14 protein-coding genes are annotated in these 15,476 nt (G+C 70.4%); 9 read left to right on the top strand and 5 right to left on the bottom strand.

The genetic code is table 11. The features are described 5' to 3' along the window. Positions 1-43: 43 nt before the first annotated feature. Genes KLK06_RS07970 through KLK06_RS07955 form a run of 4 tightly spaced genes read right to left on the bottom strand, consistent with a single transcriptional unit; the run spans position 44 to position 3,522 of the window. Positions 44-754 carry an ABC transporter ATP-binding protein gene (locus KLK06_RS07970; RefSeq protein ID WP_214634635.1) on the bottom strand — a complete coding sequence of 237 codons (711 nt, stop codon included), beginning with the start codon at positions 752-754 and terminating at the stop codon, positions 44-46. Next, a complete protein-coding gene (locus tag KLK06_RS07965; RefSeq protein WP_214634634.1) occupies positions 751-1,572 on the bottom strand; it encodes an ABC transporter permease in 822 nt (273 codons plus the stop codon). Before KLK06_RS07965 ends, KLK06_RS07970 begins: the two co-directional genes overlap by 4 nt. After that, a complete protein-coding gene (locus tag KLK06_RS07960) occupies positions 1,569-2,555 on the bottom strand; it encodes an ABC transporter substrate-binding protein (protein ID WP_214634633.1) in 987 nt (328 codons plus the stop codon). The genes KLK06_RS07965 and KLK06_RS07960 overlap by 4 nt, the downstream gene beginning before the upstream one ends. Beyond that, positions 2,548-3,522, bottom strand: a complete 975-nt coding sequence (locus tag KLK06_RS07955; protein WP_214634632.1) for an ABC transporter substrate-binding protein — start codon at positions 3,520-3,522, stop codon at positions 2,548-2,550. The genes KLK06_RS07960 and KLK06_RS07955 overlap by 8 nt, the downstream gene beginning before the upstream one ends. 126 nt (positions 3,523-3,648) lie before the next feature. On the opposite strand from KLK06_RS07955, the gene KLK06_RS07950 reads away from it, so the two are divergent. Both KLK06_RS07950 and KLK06_RS07945 read left to right on the top strand, forming a co-directional pair. Beyond that, on the top strand, positions 3,649-4,422 hold the full coding sequence (locus tag KLK06_RS07950) for an IclR family transcriptional regulator (protein WP_214634631.1): 774 nt from the start codon (positions 3,649-3,651) through the stop codon (positions 4,420-4,422). A gap of 91 nt (positions 4,423-4,513) precedes the next feature. Further along, complete coding sequence (locus KLK06_RS07945) at positions 4,514-5,626, top strand: LLM class flavin-dependent oxidoreductase (RefSeq protein WP_214634630.1); 1,113 nt, start codon at positions 4,514-4,516, stop codon at positions 5,624-5,626. 21 nt (positions 5,627-5,647) lie between these two features. Here KLK06_RS07945 and KLK06_RS07940 read toward each other — a convergent pair whose 3' ends face one another. Next, positions 5,648-6,706, bottom strand: a complete 1,059-nt coding sequence (locus tag KLK06_RS07940) for an LLM class flavin-dependent oxidoreductase (protein ID WP_214634629.1) — start codon at positions 6,704-6,706, stop codon at positions 5,648-5,650. Positions 6,707-6,898: 192 nt separating this feature from the next. On the opposite strand from KLK06_RS07940, the gene KLK06_RS07935 reads away from it, so the two are divergent. Genes KLK06_RS07935 through KLK06_RS07905 form a run of 7 tightly spaced genes read left to right on the top strand, consistent with a single transcriptional unit; the run spans position 6,899 to position 15,473 of the window. Then, positions 6,899-8,614, top strand: coding sequence for an ABC transporter substrate-binding protein (locus KLK06_RS07935; RefSeq protein ID WP_214634628.1), 1,716 nt, complete (start codon positions 6,899-6,901; stop codon positions 8,612-8,614). Beyond that, positions 8,593-9,555 (top strand): ABC transporter permease, encoded by a 963-nt coding sequence (locus KLK06_RS07930; protein ID WP_214634627.1) that lies wholly within the window; start codon positions 8,593-8,595, stop codon positions 9,553-9,555. Before KLK06_RS07935 ends, KLK06_RS07930 begins: the two co-directional genes overlap by 22 nt. A gap of 11 nt (positions 9,556-9,566) precedes the next feature. Then, positions 9,567-10,424, top strand: a complete 858-nt coding sequence (locus KLK06_RS07925) for an ABC transporter permease (RefSeq protein ID WP_214634626.1) — start codon at positions 9,567-9,569, stop codon at positions 10,422-10,424. Further along, positions 10,421-12,064 (top strand): ABC transporter ATP-binding protein, encoded by a 1,644-nt coding sequence (locus KLK06_RS07920; protein ID WP_214634625.1) that lies wholly within the window; start codon positions 10,421-10,423, stop codon positions 12,062-12,064. The genes KLK06_RS07925 and KLK06_RS07920 overlap by 4 nt, the downstream gene beginning before the upstream one ends. A 9-nt stretch (positions 12,065-12,073) precedes the next feature. Then, complete coding sequence (locus KLK06_RS07915; RefSeq protein ID WP_214634624.1) at positions 12,074-13,303, top strand: LLM class flavin-dependent oxidoreductase; 1,230 nt, start codon at positions 12,074-12,076, stop codon at positions 13,301-13,303. Next, complete coding sequence (locus tag KLK06_RS07910) at positions 13,300-14,262, top strand: hypothetical protein (protein ID WP_214634623.1); 963 nt, start codon at positions 13,300-13,302, stop codon at positions 14,260-14,262. The genes KLK06_RS07915 and KLK06_RS07910 overlap by 4 nt, the downstream gene beginning before the upstream one ends. Further along, on the top strand, positions 14,259-15,473 hold the full coding sequence (locus tag KLK06_RS07905) for an acyl-CoA dehydrogenase family protein (protein WP_214634622.1): 1,215 nt from the start codon (positions 14,259-14,261) through the stop codon (positions 15,471-15,473). The genes KLK06_RS07910 and KLK06_RS07905 overlap by 4 nt, the downstream gene beginning before the upstream one ends. Positions 15,474-15,476 lie beyond the last annotated feature (3 nt).

Genomic DNA, 15,476 nt, shown 5'->3' with positions numbered 1-15,476 from the left:
AGAGGTTCAGCGGAGACGGGCGGCGTCCTGTCGATCAGTGCCGTCACGGCGCCGCTCCGGCGTGCGTGTCCACGCCCAGGTCGGCCAGGAGCCTGCGGCGCAGCTCGACGAAGTCCTGGTCGGTGCGGTCGCGCGGCCGATCCAGGCGCACGGTCAGATCGGTGACGAACCGGCCTTCGCGCAGCACCGCGATCCGGTCGGCGAGCAGGATCGCCTCCTCGACGTCATGGGTGACCAGCACCACGGCAGGGCGGTGCCGGGCGCACAGCTCGGCGATCAGGTCCTGCATGTGCAGCCGGGTCAGCGCGTCGAGGGCGGCGAACGGCTCGTCGAGCAGGAGCAGCTCCGGCTCGCGTACCAGGGCCCTGGCCAGCGCCACCCGCTGGGCCTCACCCCCTGACAGCGTCGCGGGCCAGGCGTCGGCGTGTCCGCTCAGCCCCACCTCGGCGAGCGCCGCCAGCCCTTTGGCTCGGGCGGCGCGGCCCTGCCCGATGATGACGTTGGCGAGGGCGCGCTTGGAGGGGACGAGCCGCGGCTCCTGGAACACCACCGTGCGCACCGGCGGCACCAGCACGCTTCCGCCGGTGGCGGCGTCCAGACCCGCGAGAATGCGCAACAGCGTGGTCTTGCCGGTGCCGCTCGCGCCGAGCAGCGCCAGGAACTCCCCGCGCCGTACCTCCAGGTCCACCCCGTCCAGCACGGCGCGGTCGCCGAAGACCTTGCGCAGTCCCGTCGTACGTACGGCCAGGCTCATCGCAGCGTCACCGCCTTGCGCCAGGGCATCGTGAACCGTTCGGCCAGCCGCAGCGCCAGGTCGGCGAGCAGCCCGATCACGGCGTACAACAGCACGCACAACGCCAGGATGTCGGTGCGCAGGTAGTCGGTGGCCCTGGCCATGAGGTAGCCGAGCCCGGCCGTCACGTTGATCTCCTCGGCGGCGATGAGCGCGATCACGCTCAGCGTGGTGGACAGGCGCAGCCCGGCGAAGATCGACGGCAGCGCGCCGGGCAGCACCACCTCGCGGGCGATCGCCAGGTGGCCGAGCCCGAACGAGCGGGCTGCCTCCACGACCTTGCGGTCCACGTTGCGCACGCCGCTGGAGACGTTGACGTACATGGGGAACGTGCAGGCCACCCCGATCAGCAGGATCTTGGACGCCTCCTCGATGCCGAACCAGACGATGAACAGCGAGGTCAGCGCCAGGAACGGGATCGCGCGCAGCGCCTGCATCGAGGAGTCCACCAGCTCCTCGCCCAGCCTGGTGAACCCGGAGACGACACCGAGCAGCAGCCCGGTGGACGCGCCCAGCACCAGGCCGAGGCCCGCCCTGGTGACCGACACGCGCAGCGCCTCCGGCAACTGGCCGTCCGCCCACAGCTCGCCGAAGGTCGCGATGACGTCCTGGGGACCGGCAAGCACGTCCTTGGTGAGCGCGCCCGACGAGGTGGCCGCGTACCAGGCCGCGAGCAGAAGCACGGGGCCGATGATCCGCAGCGCGAACGTCAGCGCGGGAGGCCGCCCGGCGGTGCGGGGCGGGTTCGGCGCGACGAGCCCTTCGACGGTCGTGCTCATTGCTTCGTGTTCCCGAGCGTCGTCACGTCCACGACGTGCTGGGAGACGTCCAGCGGCGCGGTGAGCACTTTCTGGTCGAGAAAGAACTTCGCCATGTCCTGATATTTCGCGATCTCAGTGGCGGTGACCGCCTGAGCGGGTTTGCCCTTCTTCTGGATGTCCACCACCAGGTTCTTCTGCGCACCCTGTACGGCCTGCGGTCCCGCCTGGGTGAAGACGTTCAGGTACGCGGCCGGATCGGCGATCTCCTTGGCGCTGCCCTCGCGGATGAACCCGAACAGGGTCTTGACGACCTCCGGGTGCTCGTCGAGGAGCTTGTTCGCGGCCACGTAGATCACGTAGTTGTCGGACTTGATCGCCTCGCCGTCGGCCAGGATCCGGGCGTCCAGATCAGTGACGGCGGGGATGAGGAACGTGGAGAACGTCGACCACGCGTCCACCTTGCCCGAGCCGAACACCGGCGCGGTCTGCGGGGGCGGCAGGTAGACGCGCTTGACCTTGTCCACCGGGACCTTGAACGTCTGCAGCGCCTTGAGCAGCAAATACTCGCTGGTGCCGCCGTGGCCGACGGCCACGCTGTGCCCGGCCAGGTCGGCGACCGACTTGATCGGCGAGCCCGTCTTGACCACGATCCCCTCGCCCGCCAGGTCGGGCGGCACGGTGGCGAAGATCTTGAAGCTGGGTTTGACGGCCAGGGCGGTGACTCCGGCGGTGATCGAGCCGGTGGCGACGTCGAGCGAGCCGGCGTTGATCGCCTGGGCGGCCGGGGCGAACACGGAGAAGTCGCCGGCCCACTTGACCTTCGCGTTGACCTTGGCCAGGGCGGCGTCGAGGCTGCCGTCCTTCTTCGCGACGGCCAGAAAGCCGCTGTTGCCGGGGTCGGCCATCCTGACGACGACCTGCTCCCGCGCGCCGGTGGCCGTGGTGCCGCCGCAGGCCGCTGTCAGCAGGACAAGGGGGACGGCGAGCAGCAGCTTACGCATCGGTGACTCCTAGCAAAGGGGTGTGATCGGCCCAGGCCGCGACGTCCACGGGTGATTTGAGGAAGCCGTGGCCGCGCAGGAAGCGCTCCTGCTCGGCCAGCAGGTCGAGACGTTCGGGGGAGAGGTCGAGGTGGAGTGAGGCGCCGGGGACGTAGGCGGCGGCCACGCCCGCCGTGCCCGCGCCGGTCTCGGCGCCGAGGATCCTGGCCACCTCCGCCGGATGTTCGGTGGCCCAGTCGGCGGCGCGCAGCAGGACGCCCAGGAAACGGGCGACCACGTCGGGACGCTCGTCCAGGAGCCGCTGGTGCACGGTGATCGGACGGGGGGTGCCGTTGTTGATCCTCGCCCGACGGTCCGGTACGGCGTCCAGGTCGATTCCCACCTCCGCGCCATGACGCAGGGCGGCCTCGACGGCGAGCGCGCCCTTGACGTAGACCGCGTCCACGTCGCCGGCGGCCAGCGCGGCCAGTTCGGATTCCCACTGGCCGCCGCCCGGCTCGGCCTCGACGTCGACCAGCTCCGCGTCGCCCAGGCCGAGCCCGGCCAGTGACAGCGCGCCGTGGAAGCCGTGCAGCGCCATGGCCCGCCAGAAGTCGATCGCGATGCGGTGCCGAGGTATGGCCAGACGCAGACCTTTGAGCTGCTCGGGGCGCTCCAGTCCCGTGCCGCCGCGCACCAGGATGGCCTGCCGCTCCTCGATCCAGGTGAGCCCGATGAGCCGGGTGGCCTCGCCGCGGGAGCGCGCCCACAGCGCGGGCACGTTGCCGCCCTCGCGGAACAGGCCGGTCAGCGCGTGGGTGTAGTGCGTCTCGCGGGGGACGCCGGGCGTGTCGTCCTGGAGGGACCTGACCTCGATCCCGTCGTCCGCGAACTCCTCGGCCAGCCAGCCCTGGTCGGCCGCGATACCGGTCGCGGTCGGCACGGGACAGCGGGTGAACCAGAGGGTGTCGAGTGCGGCTGTGGTCATGCGGGAGAGTTTGCTAGTAAATTGGTAGGAAATGCAAAGAATGTCCCGCGATGCGGGAAGATCTTTTCCCCGAAAGGGCTCTCACCTGGGCTCGGCTCTCCCTACTCGGAACTCGGAGATTCCCGCATGGCAGCAGAAGGTGGCGTTCAGGCCGTACACAGGGCGATCGGCATGCTCGGCTGCTTCGGTGGCGGGGATCCCTCGCTCAGCCTGTCGGACCTGTCGCGCAGGATGGAGCTGCCCACCTCCACCACGCACCGCCTGGCCAGGACCCTGACCGGCGCGGGCTTCCTCGAACAGGAGGCGCGCACCGGCCGCTACCGGCTCGGGCCGTCGATCACCGAGCTGGGGCAGCTCTCCTTCCACCGCCGCGGCCTGCACAGGATCGCGCCCGAACTCACCGAGCTGGCCCGCGTCACCTCCGCGACCGTGGACCTCGCCGTACGCAATGACAGGCACGCGGTCATCCTGAGCGGCGGCTCGCTCAACCCCGACAGCGGCGTCGGCCTGCGCCGCCCCCTGCACTCCACGGCGCTGGGCAAGGTGCTGCTGGCCTGGGCGCCGGAGGGCAGGGCGGACCTGGAGGCGCTCGGGCCACTGCGGGCGCTGACCGGTCGCACGATCGTGGACCACGCCGAGCTACGCGCCGAGCTGCGCAAGGTTCGCGAAGCCGGATACGCGCTCAACGACGGGGAGTCCTACGACGGCATCCGGACGGTCGCGGTGCCGGTGCTCGACCGGCTCGATCACGTGCGTTACGCGCTCGCGGTGCGCTCCACGCCGCGCGTGATGAGCGACGCGCGGATCGGCTGGTTCGTCACGCACGCGCGGGCCTGCGCCCGGGCGCTGGAGGTACTCCTGCTCCCGCCCGCCGAACGCAGGCCGAGCGCGTCCGGGTGAATAAAACCTACTAAACCAGTAGGTCTTGACGGTTTTAGGGTGGGCGTGTTGAGCTGAGATTCGCTGACGAACCTCAGAAAGGCCTCGGCTCATGCCTGTGGAGTTCCTTGGGATCGGCGGGACCAACGACGGCTCGGAGACCTCTCCGCGCTCTGGTCCCTCCTTCGACAAGCAGTACACGCTGCGGCTCGCTCGTGCTCACCAGGAGTACGGGTGGGACCGGGTGCTGTTCGCCTACGGCTCGGGCTCGCCCGACCCGGCGCAGGTGGCGGCCTACGTGGCGGCCAGGGTCGAGGATCTGCAGATCCTCCTGGCGCACCGGCCGAACGTCTCCTACCCGACGTACGCGCTCAAGACCTTCGCCACCCTCGACCTGATCAGCGACGGGCGGCTGACGGTGCACTTCATCACCGGCGGCAACGACCAGGAGCAAGGCAGGGAGGGCGACGTCCTGACCAAGGACGAGCGCTACTCCAGGACCAGGGAGTACATCCAGATCGTCAAGAAGGGGTGGACGTCGAAGGAGCCGTTCGACCACGAGGGCGAGCACTACTCCTTCAGGGATTTCGTCTCGGATGTGTTCCCGGCGCAGCATCCGCGGCCGAGGGTGTCCTTCGGCGGTTCGTCGGAGGCCGCCTATGCGGCCGGCGGGGCGGAGGCCGACATCTACTGCCTGTGGGGGGAGCCGCTGGCCGAGACGGCCCAGCAGATCGCCTCGGTCGAACAGGCGGCGAAGCAGGCGGGGCGCGCTGACGTGCCCAGATTCCAGGTGGCGTTCCGGCCGATCATCGCGCCGACCGAGGAACTGGCGTGGGAGAAGGCGCGGCGCATCCTGGGCGACCTGCACCAGGCGAAGGCGAACCGGCGCCGGTTGTCCGGCCCGCCGCAGAACGCCGGCTCGCAGCGGCTGCTCGCGGTCGCGGCCAAGGGCGAACTGCACGACCGCGCGCTGTGGACGCCGACCGCCGCGGCCACGGGAGGAGGGGGCAACTCGACGGCGCTGGTCGGCACCCCAGAAACCGTCGCCGAGGCCCTGCTGGACTACTACGACCTGGGCGTCGAGATCCTCTCGGCCCGTGGCTACGCCATCCTGGACGACGCCATCGACTTCGGGCGGCACGTGATCCCGCTGGTCCGCGAGGGGGTCGCCGAACGGGACCGGCAGCGGGCGGCCCGGGCGCCGCTGCGCCCGGTCGCGCCATGACCGTGCCCGAGTGCGCTGGTCTCACCCTCGCAACAGCGGGAGAAGCTGATCGCCCTGACGCTTGATCTCCGGCAGGTAGGGAGTGTCGGAGAGCAGGAAGTGGGTGACGCCGAGGGCTTGGTATTTGCGCAGCGACTTCGCCACGTCCTCGGCCGAGCCGACCAGCCAGGTGGTGCCCGCGCCGCCGCCGCCGAACTTGCCCGGGGCGGTGTAGAGGTTGTCGTCGAGCACCTCACCTCGCGCGGCCAGGTCGAGCAGCCGCTGCTGGCCGACGGCGGCGTGCCGGTTCGGGTCGCGTGAGATGTCGCCTCTGGCCATCTCCGCCACCTTGGCCTCGGCGTCGGCCCAGGCCTGTTCGGTGGTGTCCCGCACCAGCGTGGTGATCCGCAGCCCGAACTCCAGCGGAGCGTGCTCGCGTCCGAGCTTCTCGCCGAGACGCCTGAGCCGCTCGATCCGCTCGCCGACGCCGTCGAGTGGCTCGCCCCAGAAGAGCTGGACATCGGCCTCGGTGGCGGCCACCTGCTCGGCGGCCTCGGAGGCGCCGCCGAAGTAGAGCGGGGGATGCGTGCGTCCGTCCCGAACGGCTGTCCGCGGCACGACGGTGGAGCCGGTGACGCTGAAGTGCTCGCCGTGGTAGGTGACGTTCTCCTCGCTCCACAGCTTGCGCACGATCTGGAGGAACTCCTTGGTACGGGCGTAGCGGTGGGCTTGGTCGCCTTCGCTGTCGCCGTACGCCGCCAGGTTGTCCTTGCCCGACACGATGTTGACCAGCACCCGTCCACCGGTGAGATGGTCCAGGGTGGCGGCGGCGGAGGCGAACTTGGCCGGGTGCCAGTAGCCCGGCCGGACCGCGATCAGCGGCTGGAACGTCGTCGTCCGCGCGGCCAGCGCGGCGGCGACCGTGAACGTGTCGGGCCGTCCCCAGCCGGTGCCGATGAGCGCCCCACCCCACCCGTGCTCCTCAAGGGCCTTGGCGTGGCTGGTGAGCGTTTCCAGGCTGTTGTGGTCCGTGACGACGTCGTCGCCGCGGTGCCCGGGGTGCGCCTGATTCGGGATGTACCAGAGGAACTCGAGGCTCATCACATGGGTCCTTCCTGACTTGTGACTCAGATTACCCTTTAAAACCTACTGTTCATGTAGGTAAAGTGTAGATTGTGACGACGTTGCTTCGGTACTCCAGGCGCGAGATTGACTTCGCTTTCTTCGCCGGCGCGCTGTGTCCGCGCTGATCGGCTCTCTCACACCGTCCGCATCGAGCAACGAGGAAAGTTCATGTCAGACCTTCGCAGTTCCATCGAGCGCGCCGCTCCCCGGCGCAAGGCGTGGCCCTGGGCCGCCGGTGCCGTCGCCGTCCTCCTCCTCGCCGGGGGCGGGTTCGCCATCACCCGCGGTGGCGGCTCCGTCGGCGCGGCCGCCGGTGGCGGCGCGCCCGTCCGCGGCGGCACGCTGCAGTTCGCCCTGATCGACTATCAGCGCAGCCCCGACCCGCAATGGGGCACCAACTACGCCGAGTCGCTCATCGGCAACAACATCACCGACAAGCTGACCTGGCAGGACCCGAAGACCGGTGAGATCACGCCGTGGCTGGCGCAGTCGTGGGAGTACAACAAGGAGCTGACCGACTTCACCTTCCACCTGCGCAAGGACGTCACGTTCAGTGACGGCAGCCCGTTCAACGCCGAGGTGGTCAAGGCGAACTTCGACCAGTACGTGCGCGGCGACCAGAAGCTGGGCATCAACCCCAACGGCGCCGCCCTGCTGTCCGGCTACATCGAGACGCGGACCCCGGACGCGTACACCGCCGTCGTCCGCTTCAAGAAGCCGCTCGCGAGCTTCCTGCAGGCCTCCTCCTTCACCGCCAACGCGCAGCCCGGCTTCCTGTCGCTCTCGACGCTGCGGCTCAGCGCGAAGGAGCGGAACGACCCGAGGAAGGTGATCGGCACCGGTCCCTTCGTGTACGACTCGTGGGAGCCGCAGGTCAAGACCGTCCTGGTCCAGCGCAAGGGCTACACCTGGTCCCCGCCGGCGCTCAAGCACCAGGGCGCGGCGTACCTGGACAAGGTCGTGTTCAACACGATCCCGGAGGCCAGCGTCCGGACCGGCTCGCTGGCGTCCGGCGCGATCGACGCCACGCTGGACGTGGGCACCACGGACGAGAAGTCGCTGGCCGACCAGGGCTTCACGATCATCCACCGGGCCGTCTCAGGCACCGCCATCCTCTTCAACTTCAACTCCCAGCTGTTCCCGACCAACGACATCGCGGTACGCAAGGCGATCCAGCTCGGCTGGGACCGTGAGGCGATCAAGAAGACGGTGCTCACCGACTCCTACTCCATCGCCACCTCGATCCTCGAACCGTCGGTCTCCGGGTACGCCGACTACAGCGGCTCGGTCCTGAAGTACGACCCCGAGAAGGCCAAGCAGCTCCTCCAGGAGGCCGGCTGGAGCGAGGGCCCCGACGGGATCCGGGTCAAGGACGGCAAGAAGCTCGTGGTCAAGCTGCTCGGCATCAGCAACCTGGTGGTGAACAAGCCGGCCTACGAGTCGATCCAGCAGGACCTGAAGAAGATCGGCATCGACCTGCAGCTCACCGTCGTCCCCATCCCGGACTACACGGCCAACCTGGCCAAGGCGAAGACCGACTGGAACGTCACCGCCTCCAACCGCTCGCGTAACGACCCCGCGGTCCTCAACCTCCAGTACAGTCCGCTGCTCGGCAACGTCACCTACCTCGCCAAGGAGTCCACCGGGGTCGACGTGGACGAGGTCACCCAGACCGTGGGCAAGCTCGACCAGACGCTCGATCCCGCCGCGCGCAAGGAGTACGCCAAGGCGGCGCAGGACCTCCTGATCGACAAGTACGCGCTGGTCAACCCGGTCTACAACCCGTCGCAGGTGATCGCCCACGCGAACTACGTCCACGGGATCGTCTTCGACGCCCAGTCCCGCAACCACTTCGTGGACGCATGGAAGAGCAACGGGAAGTGACGCGTTACCTGGCGCTGAAGGTCGGCCGGGCCCTGTTCGTGGTCTGGGCCGCGTTCACCCTGACCTTCGTCCTGCTGTTCGTGCTGCCGGCCAACCCGGCCGATCTGCTCTTCGACCCCGCCGAGATCAACAGCATTCCGCCGGAGGTCCGCGAGCAGGTGGCGGAGAGCTACGGCTTCGACAAGCCGGTGTTCCTGCAGTACTTCAACCGGCTGGGACACGCGCTGACCGGTGACTTCGGCAATTCGGTGCAGTCGGGGCGGGCGGTCACCGAAACGATCCTGGACGCGCTGCCGAGCACTCTCGTCCTCGCCTCCGGCGCTCTGGTGCTGGCGCTGCTCATCGCCTTCGTGATCGCGCTCGTGACGACCTCGACCCGCCGCCCATGGGTGCGCAACCTGGTCGAGGCCCTGCCGTCGGGCGCGGTCTCGGTGCCGGTCTTCCTGTCCGGCATCCTGATGCTGCAGATCTTCTCCTTCCGGCTGGGCTGGTTCCCGGCCTTCGGCGACAGCGGCGCGAGAAGCGTCGTCCTGCCACTGATCACGCTGGCCGTCCCGGTGTCGGGTCCGATCGCGCAGCTCCTCGTCCGCAGCTTCGCCACCGAGTTCCGCTCCGGCTACGTCACGACGAGCTACGCGAAGGGCGCCACTCGCAACGGCATCATCATCCGCGACGTCTTCCGCAACGCCAGCCTGCCGGCGCTCACCATCGCCGGCATCACGTTCGGCAACCTGATCGCCGGCTCGGTCATCACCGAGACCGTCTTCGCCCGCAAGGGCATCGGCCGGCTGACCCAGGCCGCGATCAACACGCTGGACGTCCCGCTGGTGCAGGGGATCGTCGTGCTGGTGGCGGCCAGCTTCGCGCTGATCAACCTGATCGTCGACCTGATCTACCCGCTGCTGGATCCGCGGCTGCGGGCCACGCTCGCCGTCGCCTGAGGAGGATCGTGATGACCGTCCAACTCGCCGCCCCCGCCCTCGGGCGCCCGCTGGTCAAGCGCCTCGGTGAGCTCACGCGGCAGCCGATCCTCGTGGCCTCGTGGATCGTCGTGCTGGTGGTGATCGGCTGGGCCGTCGCCCCCGGCCTCTTCACCTCCTACAGTCCCTTCGACGGCGACACCAGCGCGAGCTTCGCGCCGCCGAGCGCGGAGCACTGGTTCGGCACCGACCGGCTGGGCCGGGATCTGTTCGCCCGCAGCGTGTACGGAGCGCACACGACCCTGACCGCGACCCTGCTGGCCGTCCTCATCGCCTTCGGCATCGGCACGGTCGTCGGGCTGGTCGCCGGCTTCGTCGGCGGGATCGTCGACACCGCCGTCATGCGGGTGGTCGACGTGTTCCTGGCGATCCCGAGCCTGCTGCTCGCGATGGTGGTGGTCTCGGTCCTGGGCTACTCCACGCAGAACATCGCCCTGGCGGTCGGCATCTCCTCCATCGCCTCGTTCGCGCGGGTGATGAGAGCCCAGGTGCTCGCGGTCGTGACCCAGGACTACGTCAAGGCGGCGTACGGCCTCGGTGTCGGCCGGCTGGGCGTGATGCTCCGGCACGTCGTCCCCAACTCGCTCAGCTCGGTGATCGCGCTGGCGGCACTCGAGGTCGGAACGGCCGTGCTCGCCGTCGCCTCGCTCGGCTTCCTCGGCTACGGCGCACCGCCGCCGCAGCCGGAGTGGGGCCTGCTGGTGGCCGAGGGCCGGGACTACGTCGCGGTCCATCCCTGGGCCTCGATCCTGCCCGGCGTGGCGCTCGCGATCGTCGTCATCGCCACTCACCGCATCAGCACCTCGTACCGGAAGGAGCACCGCCGATGACCGACCCGTCCAAGGATCCGCTGCTGCGGATCACCGACCTGGCGATCGACTATCGGTCGGGACGCCGTGAGTGGACGCCCGCCGTCCGCGGCGCCGGCCTCCACGTGGAGCCGGGCGAGTTCGTCTCGCTCGTGGGGGAGTCCGGCTCGGGCAAGACCACCCTGGTCCAAGGCGCGCTCGGCCTGCTGCCGGCCGCCGCGCGGATCTGCGGCGGCTCGATTGCCTACTCCGGCGTCGACGTCACCGGCTGGAACGACCGGCGGATGGCACTGGTGCGCGGCAACTACGTGGGCTTCATCCCGCAGGACCCCAACACCTCGCTCAACCCGGTCAAGAAGATCGGGCAGCAGGTGATCGAGGCGGTCCGGTTCAACGAGCCCGAGGCCGGCAACGCGGCCCAGCACATGGAAGCCGCGCTGGAGAGCCTGCGCACAGCCGGGCTCAAGGACGCCGAGCGGGTCTTCCACCAGTACCCTCACGAGCTCAGCGGCGGCATGAAGCAGCGTGCGCTCATCGCGATCGCGCTGGCGGGCAAACCGAAGATCATCGTGGCCGACGAGCCCACGAGCGCGCTCGATGTCACCGTCCAGAAGGTCATCCTCGACCACCTGGTACGGCTCCGCGAGGAACTCGGCATCGGCATTCTCCTGGTCACCCATGACCTCGGCGTCGCGCTGGATCGCTCCGACCGGATCCTCGTCATGCGGAACGGCGAGATCGTGGAGGAGGGCCCGGTGCACCAGGTGCTGGAGAACTCGGCCGACGACTACACCCGCCGGCTGCTCGACGCGGCCCCCGCCCGGCACACCGGCCGGCTCCGGCCGACGTCAGGCGCGCGGCCGGACCCCGCCACCGCGTCGGCGGTGCTGCGGGCACACGCGCTCACCAAGACCTACCACCTGCGGGGCCGAGGCCAAAGACGTGAGCTGCGCGCGCTTGACGGCGCCGACCTGATCGTACGCAAGGGCACCACGCACGCCATCGTCGGCGAGTCCGGCGCGGGCAAATCGACGCTGGCGAGCATCCTGGTCCGCTTCACCACCGCCGACAGCGGCACGGTGCACGTCGGCGATCGGGAGCTGACCGGCCTGAGGCGCGGGCAGCTGCGGGAGATCCGCCGGGACCTGCAGTTCGTGTTCCAGAACCCGTTCACCTCGCTCGACCCGCGGTTCACCGTCGGCAAGATCATCGCTGAGCCGCTGCGTGCCTTCGGCGTGGCCACCGGCAAGGCGCGGGTGGTCGAGCTGCTGGAGGCGGTGGCGCTGGACGAGAGCTACCTGCACCGGCTCCCGAGCCAGCTCTCCGGCGGTCAGCGACAGCGGGTAGCGATCGCGCGGGCGCTCGCGCTCAACCCCGAGATCCTGGTGCTCGACGAGGCGGTGAGCGCGCTCGACGTGTCGGTCCAGGCCCAGATCCTGCAACTGCTGGTCGACCTGCAGGCCGGGCTCGGGCTCAGCTACGTGTTCGTGACCCACGACCTGGGCGTCGTACGCCTGATCGGCGACGACGTCACGGTGATGAAGGACGGCGCCGTGGTCGAGACCGGCCCGGTCGAGCAGGTGTTCGGCTCGCCGCGGCACGACCACACACGGGAACTGCTGGAGGCGATCCCAGGAGTCCGGCTCGCCGTCGCACGTTAAGGAGAGATCGTGCTGCACATCAACGTCAACATCCTCAACGCGGGCGTCTTCGGCGGCTCGTGGCGGTTCCCCAACACCGACGGCACCGCCAGCTACACGATCGAGCACTACACCTCGATCGCGAAGAAGGCCGAGGAAGCCAAGCTGGACGCGGTCTTCCTGGCGGACGGCCCGTTGCTCGACCCGTCCGTCAGGCACCGCCCTGGCAACAACCTGGAGCCCACGACGGTACTGGCGCGGATCGCCGCCCAGACCGAGCGGATCGGTCTGATCGCGACGTTGTCATCGTCCTACAACGACCCGGTCGAGCTGGCGCGCCGGCTCGGCGACCTCGACTACGTCAGTGGTGGTCGCTTCGGCTGGAACGTCGTGACCACCGCCGGACCGGTGGCGGCGCGTAACTTCGGCCGGAGCGGCGAGCCCGAGCACGCGCTGCGCTACCGCCGCGCCGCCGAGTTCACCGAGCAGGTCGTCGCCGGCTGGGCGGGCCGGACCGAGCTCGTCTCCCCGCAGGGCCGGCCGGTCGTGGTCCAGGCCGGCGGCTCCAGCGACGGCCGCAGGCTCGCCTCCCGGGTCGGGGAGGTGATCTTCTCCGCCGACCAGGATCTCGACCATGCCCGCGCGTTCCGCGCCGAGATCCGGGCCGGCGCGGCCGCGTTCGGGCGGCGTCCCGAGGAGATCGTGGTCCTGCCCGGACTGTCCACCGTCGTGGGCAGCACCGAGGCCGAGGCCAAGGCCCGGCGCGAGCTGCTGGACGAGATCCTTCCCGACGCCTACGCCCGGGGCCGGCTCGCCGCTCAGCTCGGGATCTCCCTCGACGGGCTGTCCGACGACGAGCCGATCCCGGCCGAGCTCCTCGTCGATCCCGACGAGGCCGGTGGTTCCCAGACCTTCTACCGGGTCGTCAAGGCGATCATCGACGCGGAGCGGCCGACGCTCGGCCAACTGCTGAAGAAGCTCTCCGGCGGCGGGGGGCACCGGATCGTCGTGGGGACGCCGGAGCAGATCGCCGACGACATCGAGCGGTGGTTCCGCGCGGGTGCGGCGGACGGCTTCAACGTGATGCCCGACGTGCTGCCGTCCGGTTTCGCCGACTTCGCCGACCAGGTGGTTCCCGAGCTGCGGCGTCGTGGCCTGTTCCGCACCGAATACGACGGGACGACCCTCCGTGACCATCTCGGACTCGGCCTGCCCGCGGTGCCGGGCCGGGTCCCTCAACCGGAAGTGATCTCCTCATGAGTACAGCCATCCAGCTCGCGCTCGCGGTCGGGGAGCCGACCGGCCACCCGGCCCTGGTGTCGCTCACGGACGCCGTCGTCATCGCGGCGGTGGCCGAAGAGGTCGGGGTCGCGGCCATCCGGCTCCTGGACGGCCGGGCGCTCGACCCGACCGTGGTGGGCGCCTACCTCGCCGGCATCCATGGTGACGTCGGTTACGTCGCCGAGCTGCCCACGACCCACAACGCTCCGTACAACGCCGCACGGCGCGTGCTCTCCCTCGACCGGGCGACCGGCGGCCGCAGCGGCGTCGCCCTGCGGGCGGGCGGGGGAGACGAGGTGAGCCAGGCGAGCGCTCCGGACCCCGGCGCGAGCGATCCCGCCCGGCGCTGGACGGAGTACGCCCACGTGCTGACCCGGCTGTGGGAGTCGTTCCCGCGTGCGGCGCTGATCGGCGACCAGGAGGCGGGGATCGTCGTCGAGGACACACGCATCAAGCCGATCGGCCACGAGGGCTCCTTCTACCGTGTCGCCGGTCCGCTGGACGGGCCGTCGTCGGTGCAGGGACGCCCGGTCGTCGTCGCCGACCTGGGCGCCCTTGACGCGACGGCGGTCGCGGAGTCCGCGGACGTCGTCGTGGTGGAGCGGGAGCAGGCCGCCGGTGCGGACGTTGCGCTGACGCAGGCGCTGCGGCGAGCCGGTCGTTCCCGGGCCGACGTCGCGCTGCTCGGCCGGGTCGAGGCCGTGGTGGACGACCCGGCCGCAGCCCCCGCCTTCGCCGCGGCTGCCGCTGACGATCTTCGTACCTGGGCCGGAGCGCACCGGTTGGATGGATTCGAGCTGGTGCCCACGGGCGGCACCGCGGCGGTGGTCAGCCTGCTGCGAGCGTTGGTGCCACGGCTGGCGGACGCGGCCGGCTCGTCGCCCCCGACCCTGCGGGCCGCGTTCGGCCTGCGCGAGCTCGCGGCGGTGCCGGCGTGATCGGCACCGATAACACCACTGAGGACATTGCCATGGCCTACACCGTCTCAGGCATCCGCGCTGCCGTCTCCCCGATCTTGGAGCGCCTCCGTACCGGCGCCCATCAGCGCGAGCTCGCCCGCGAGTACGCCTTCGACGACGTCCGAGCGCTCGCCGGGCAGCGGATCACGCTGGTCGGCATCGCCCAGGAGGACGGCGGCGCCGGCGGCTCGCTGCGGGACGTGATCGACCTGGTCATCGCCGTCGCCCGGGCCGACTCCAACGTTGCCCAGGCGCTGCGCGGCAGCTTCCTCGTCGCCAATCAGGTGGCGAGCCGCCGCGACCTGCCCCACCGGGCGTTGACGCTACGGCGGCTGCGCGACGGCGACCTGTTCGCCGGCACCGCCAACGAGCGCACCGGCGGCGCCAGCGGGTCCGTCAGCACCACCATCCGGCGTGACGGCGACGGGTACGTCATCGACGGCGAGAAGTACTACTCGACCGGCGCGCTGTACGCCTCATGGTTCTCGGGCCTGGCCAAGGACGAGGACGGGACCCTGCTGGGCTTCACAGTGCCGGTGGATCGCGAGGGCGTGGAGCGCCTCGACGACTTCGACGCGGTCGGCCAGCGGCTGACCGCGAGCGGCACCACGCGGCTGAAGAGCGTGCGGGCCCACGAGCACGAGGTCGTGGCCCGCGACAACACCCGGCTGGACAACCCCTGGCTGGGCTCGTTCGCCCAGCTCTACCTGGCCGCGGTCGAGGCCGGCATCGCCGCCGCGGCGCTCGACGACGCGATCTGGTTCGCCCGTGAGAAGGCCCGGCCGATCAAGCACAGCACGGCGGGCAAGAGCGTCGAGGACCCGTACGTGCGCGAGACCGTGGGCGAGATCGCCGCCCGGGCCCAGGCCGCCCGATCGGCGGTGCTGCTCGCCGCCGAAGCGCTGGAGGGCGTGCGCGGCCTGACCGGTCAGCGGGCGCGTGCCGCCGGCGCGGAGGCCGCGGTCACCGTGGCGCAGACCGGCGTGATCGCCATCGAGTCCGCGCTGCGGGCCGCCGAGCTGGTCTTCGACGTCGCGGGAGGCTCGATCACCAACCGTGACCTCGGCTTCGACCGGCACTGGCGCAACGCCCGCACCCTCGCCAACCACAACCCCAGACAGTGGAAGGCGGCGGTGGCGGGCGCGTACCACCTGACCGGCGAGGACCCGCCGACGACCGGTCTGTTCTAGAGA

The sequence above is a fragment of the Nonomuraea sp. NEAU-A123 genome, assembly GCF_018603905.1.
In the GTDB taxonomy this organism is placed as follows: Bacteria; Actinomycetota; Actinomycetes; order Streptosporangiales; family Streptosporangiaceae; genus Nonomuraea.
This window is presented reverse-complemented; position numbering and strand designations above follow the sequence as displayed.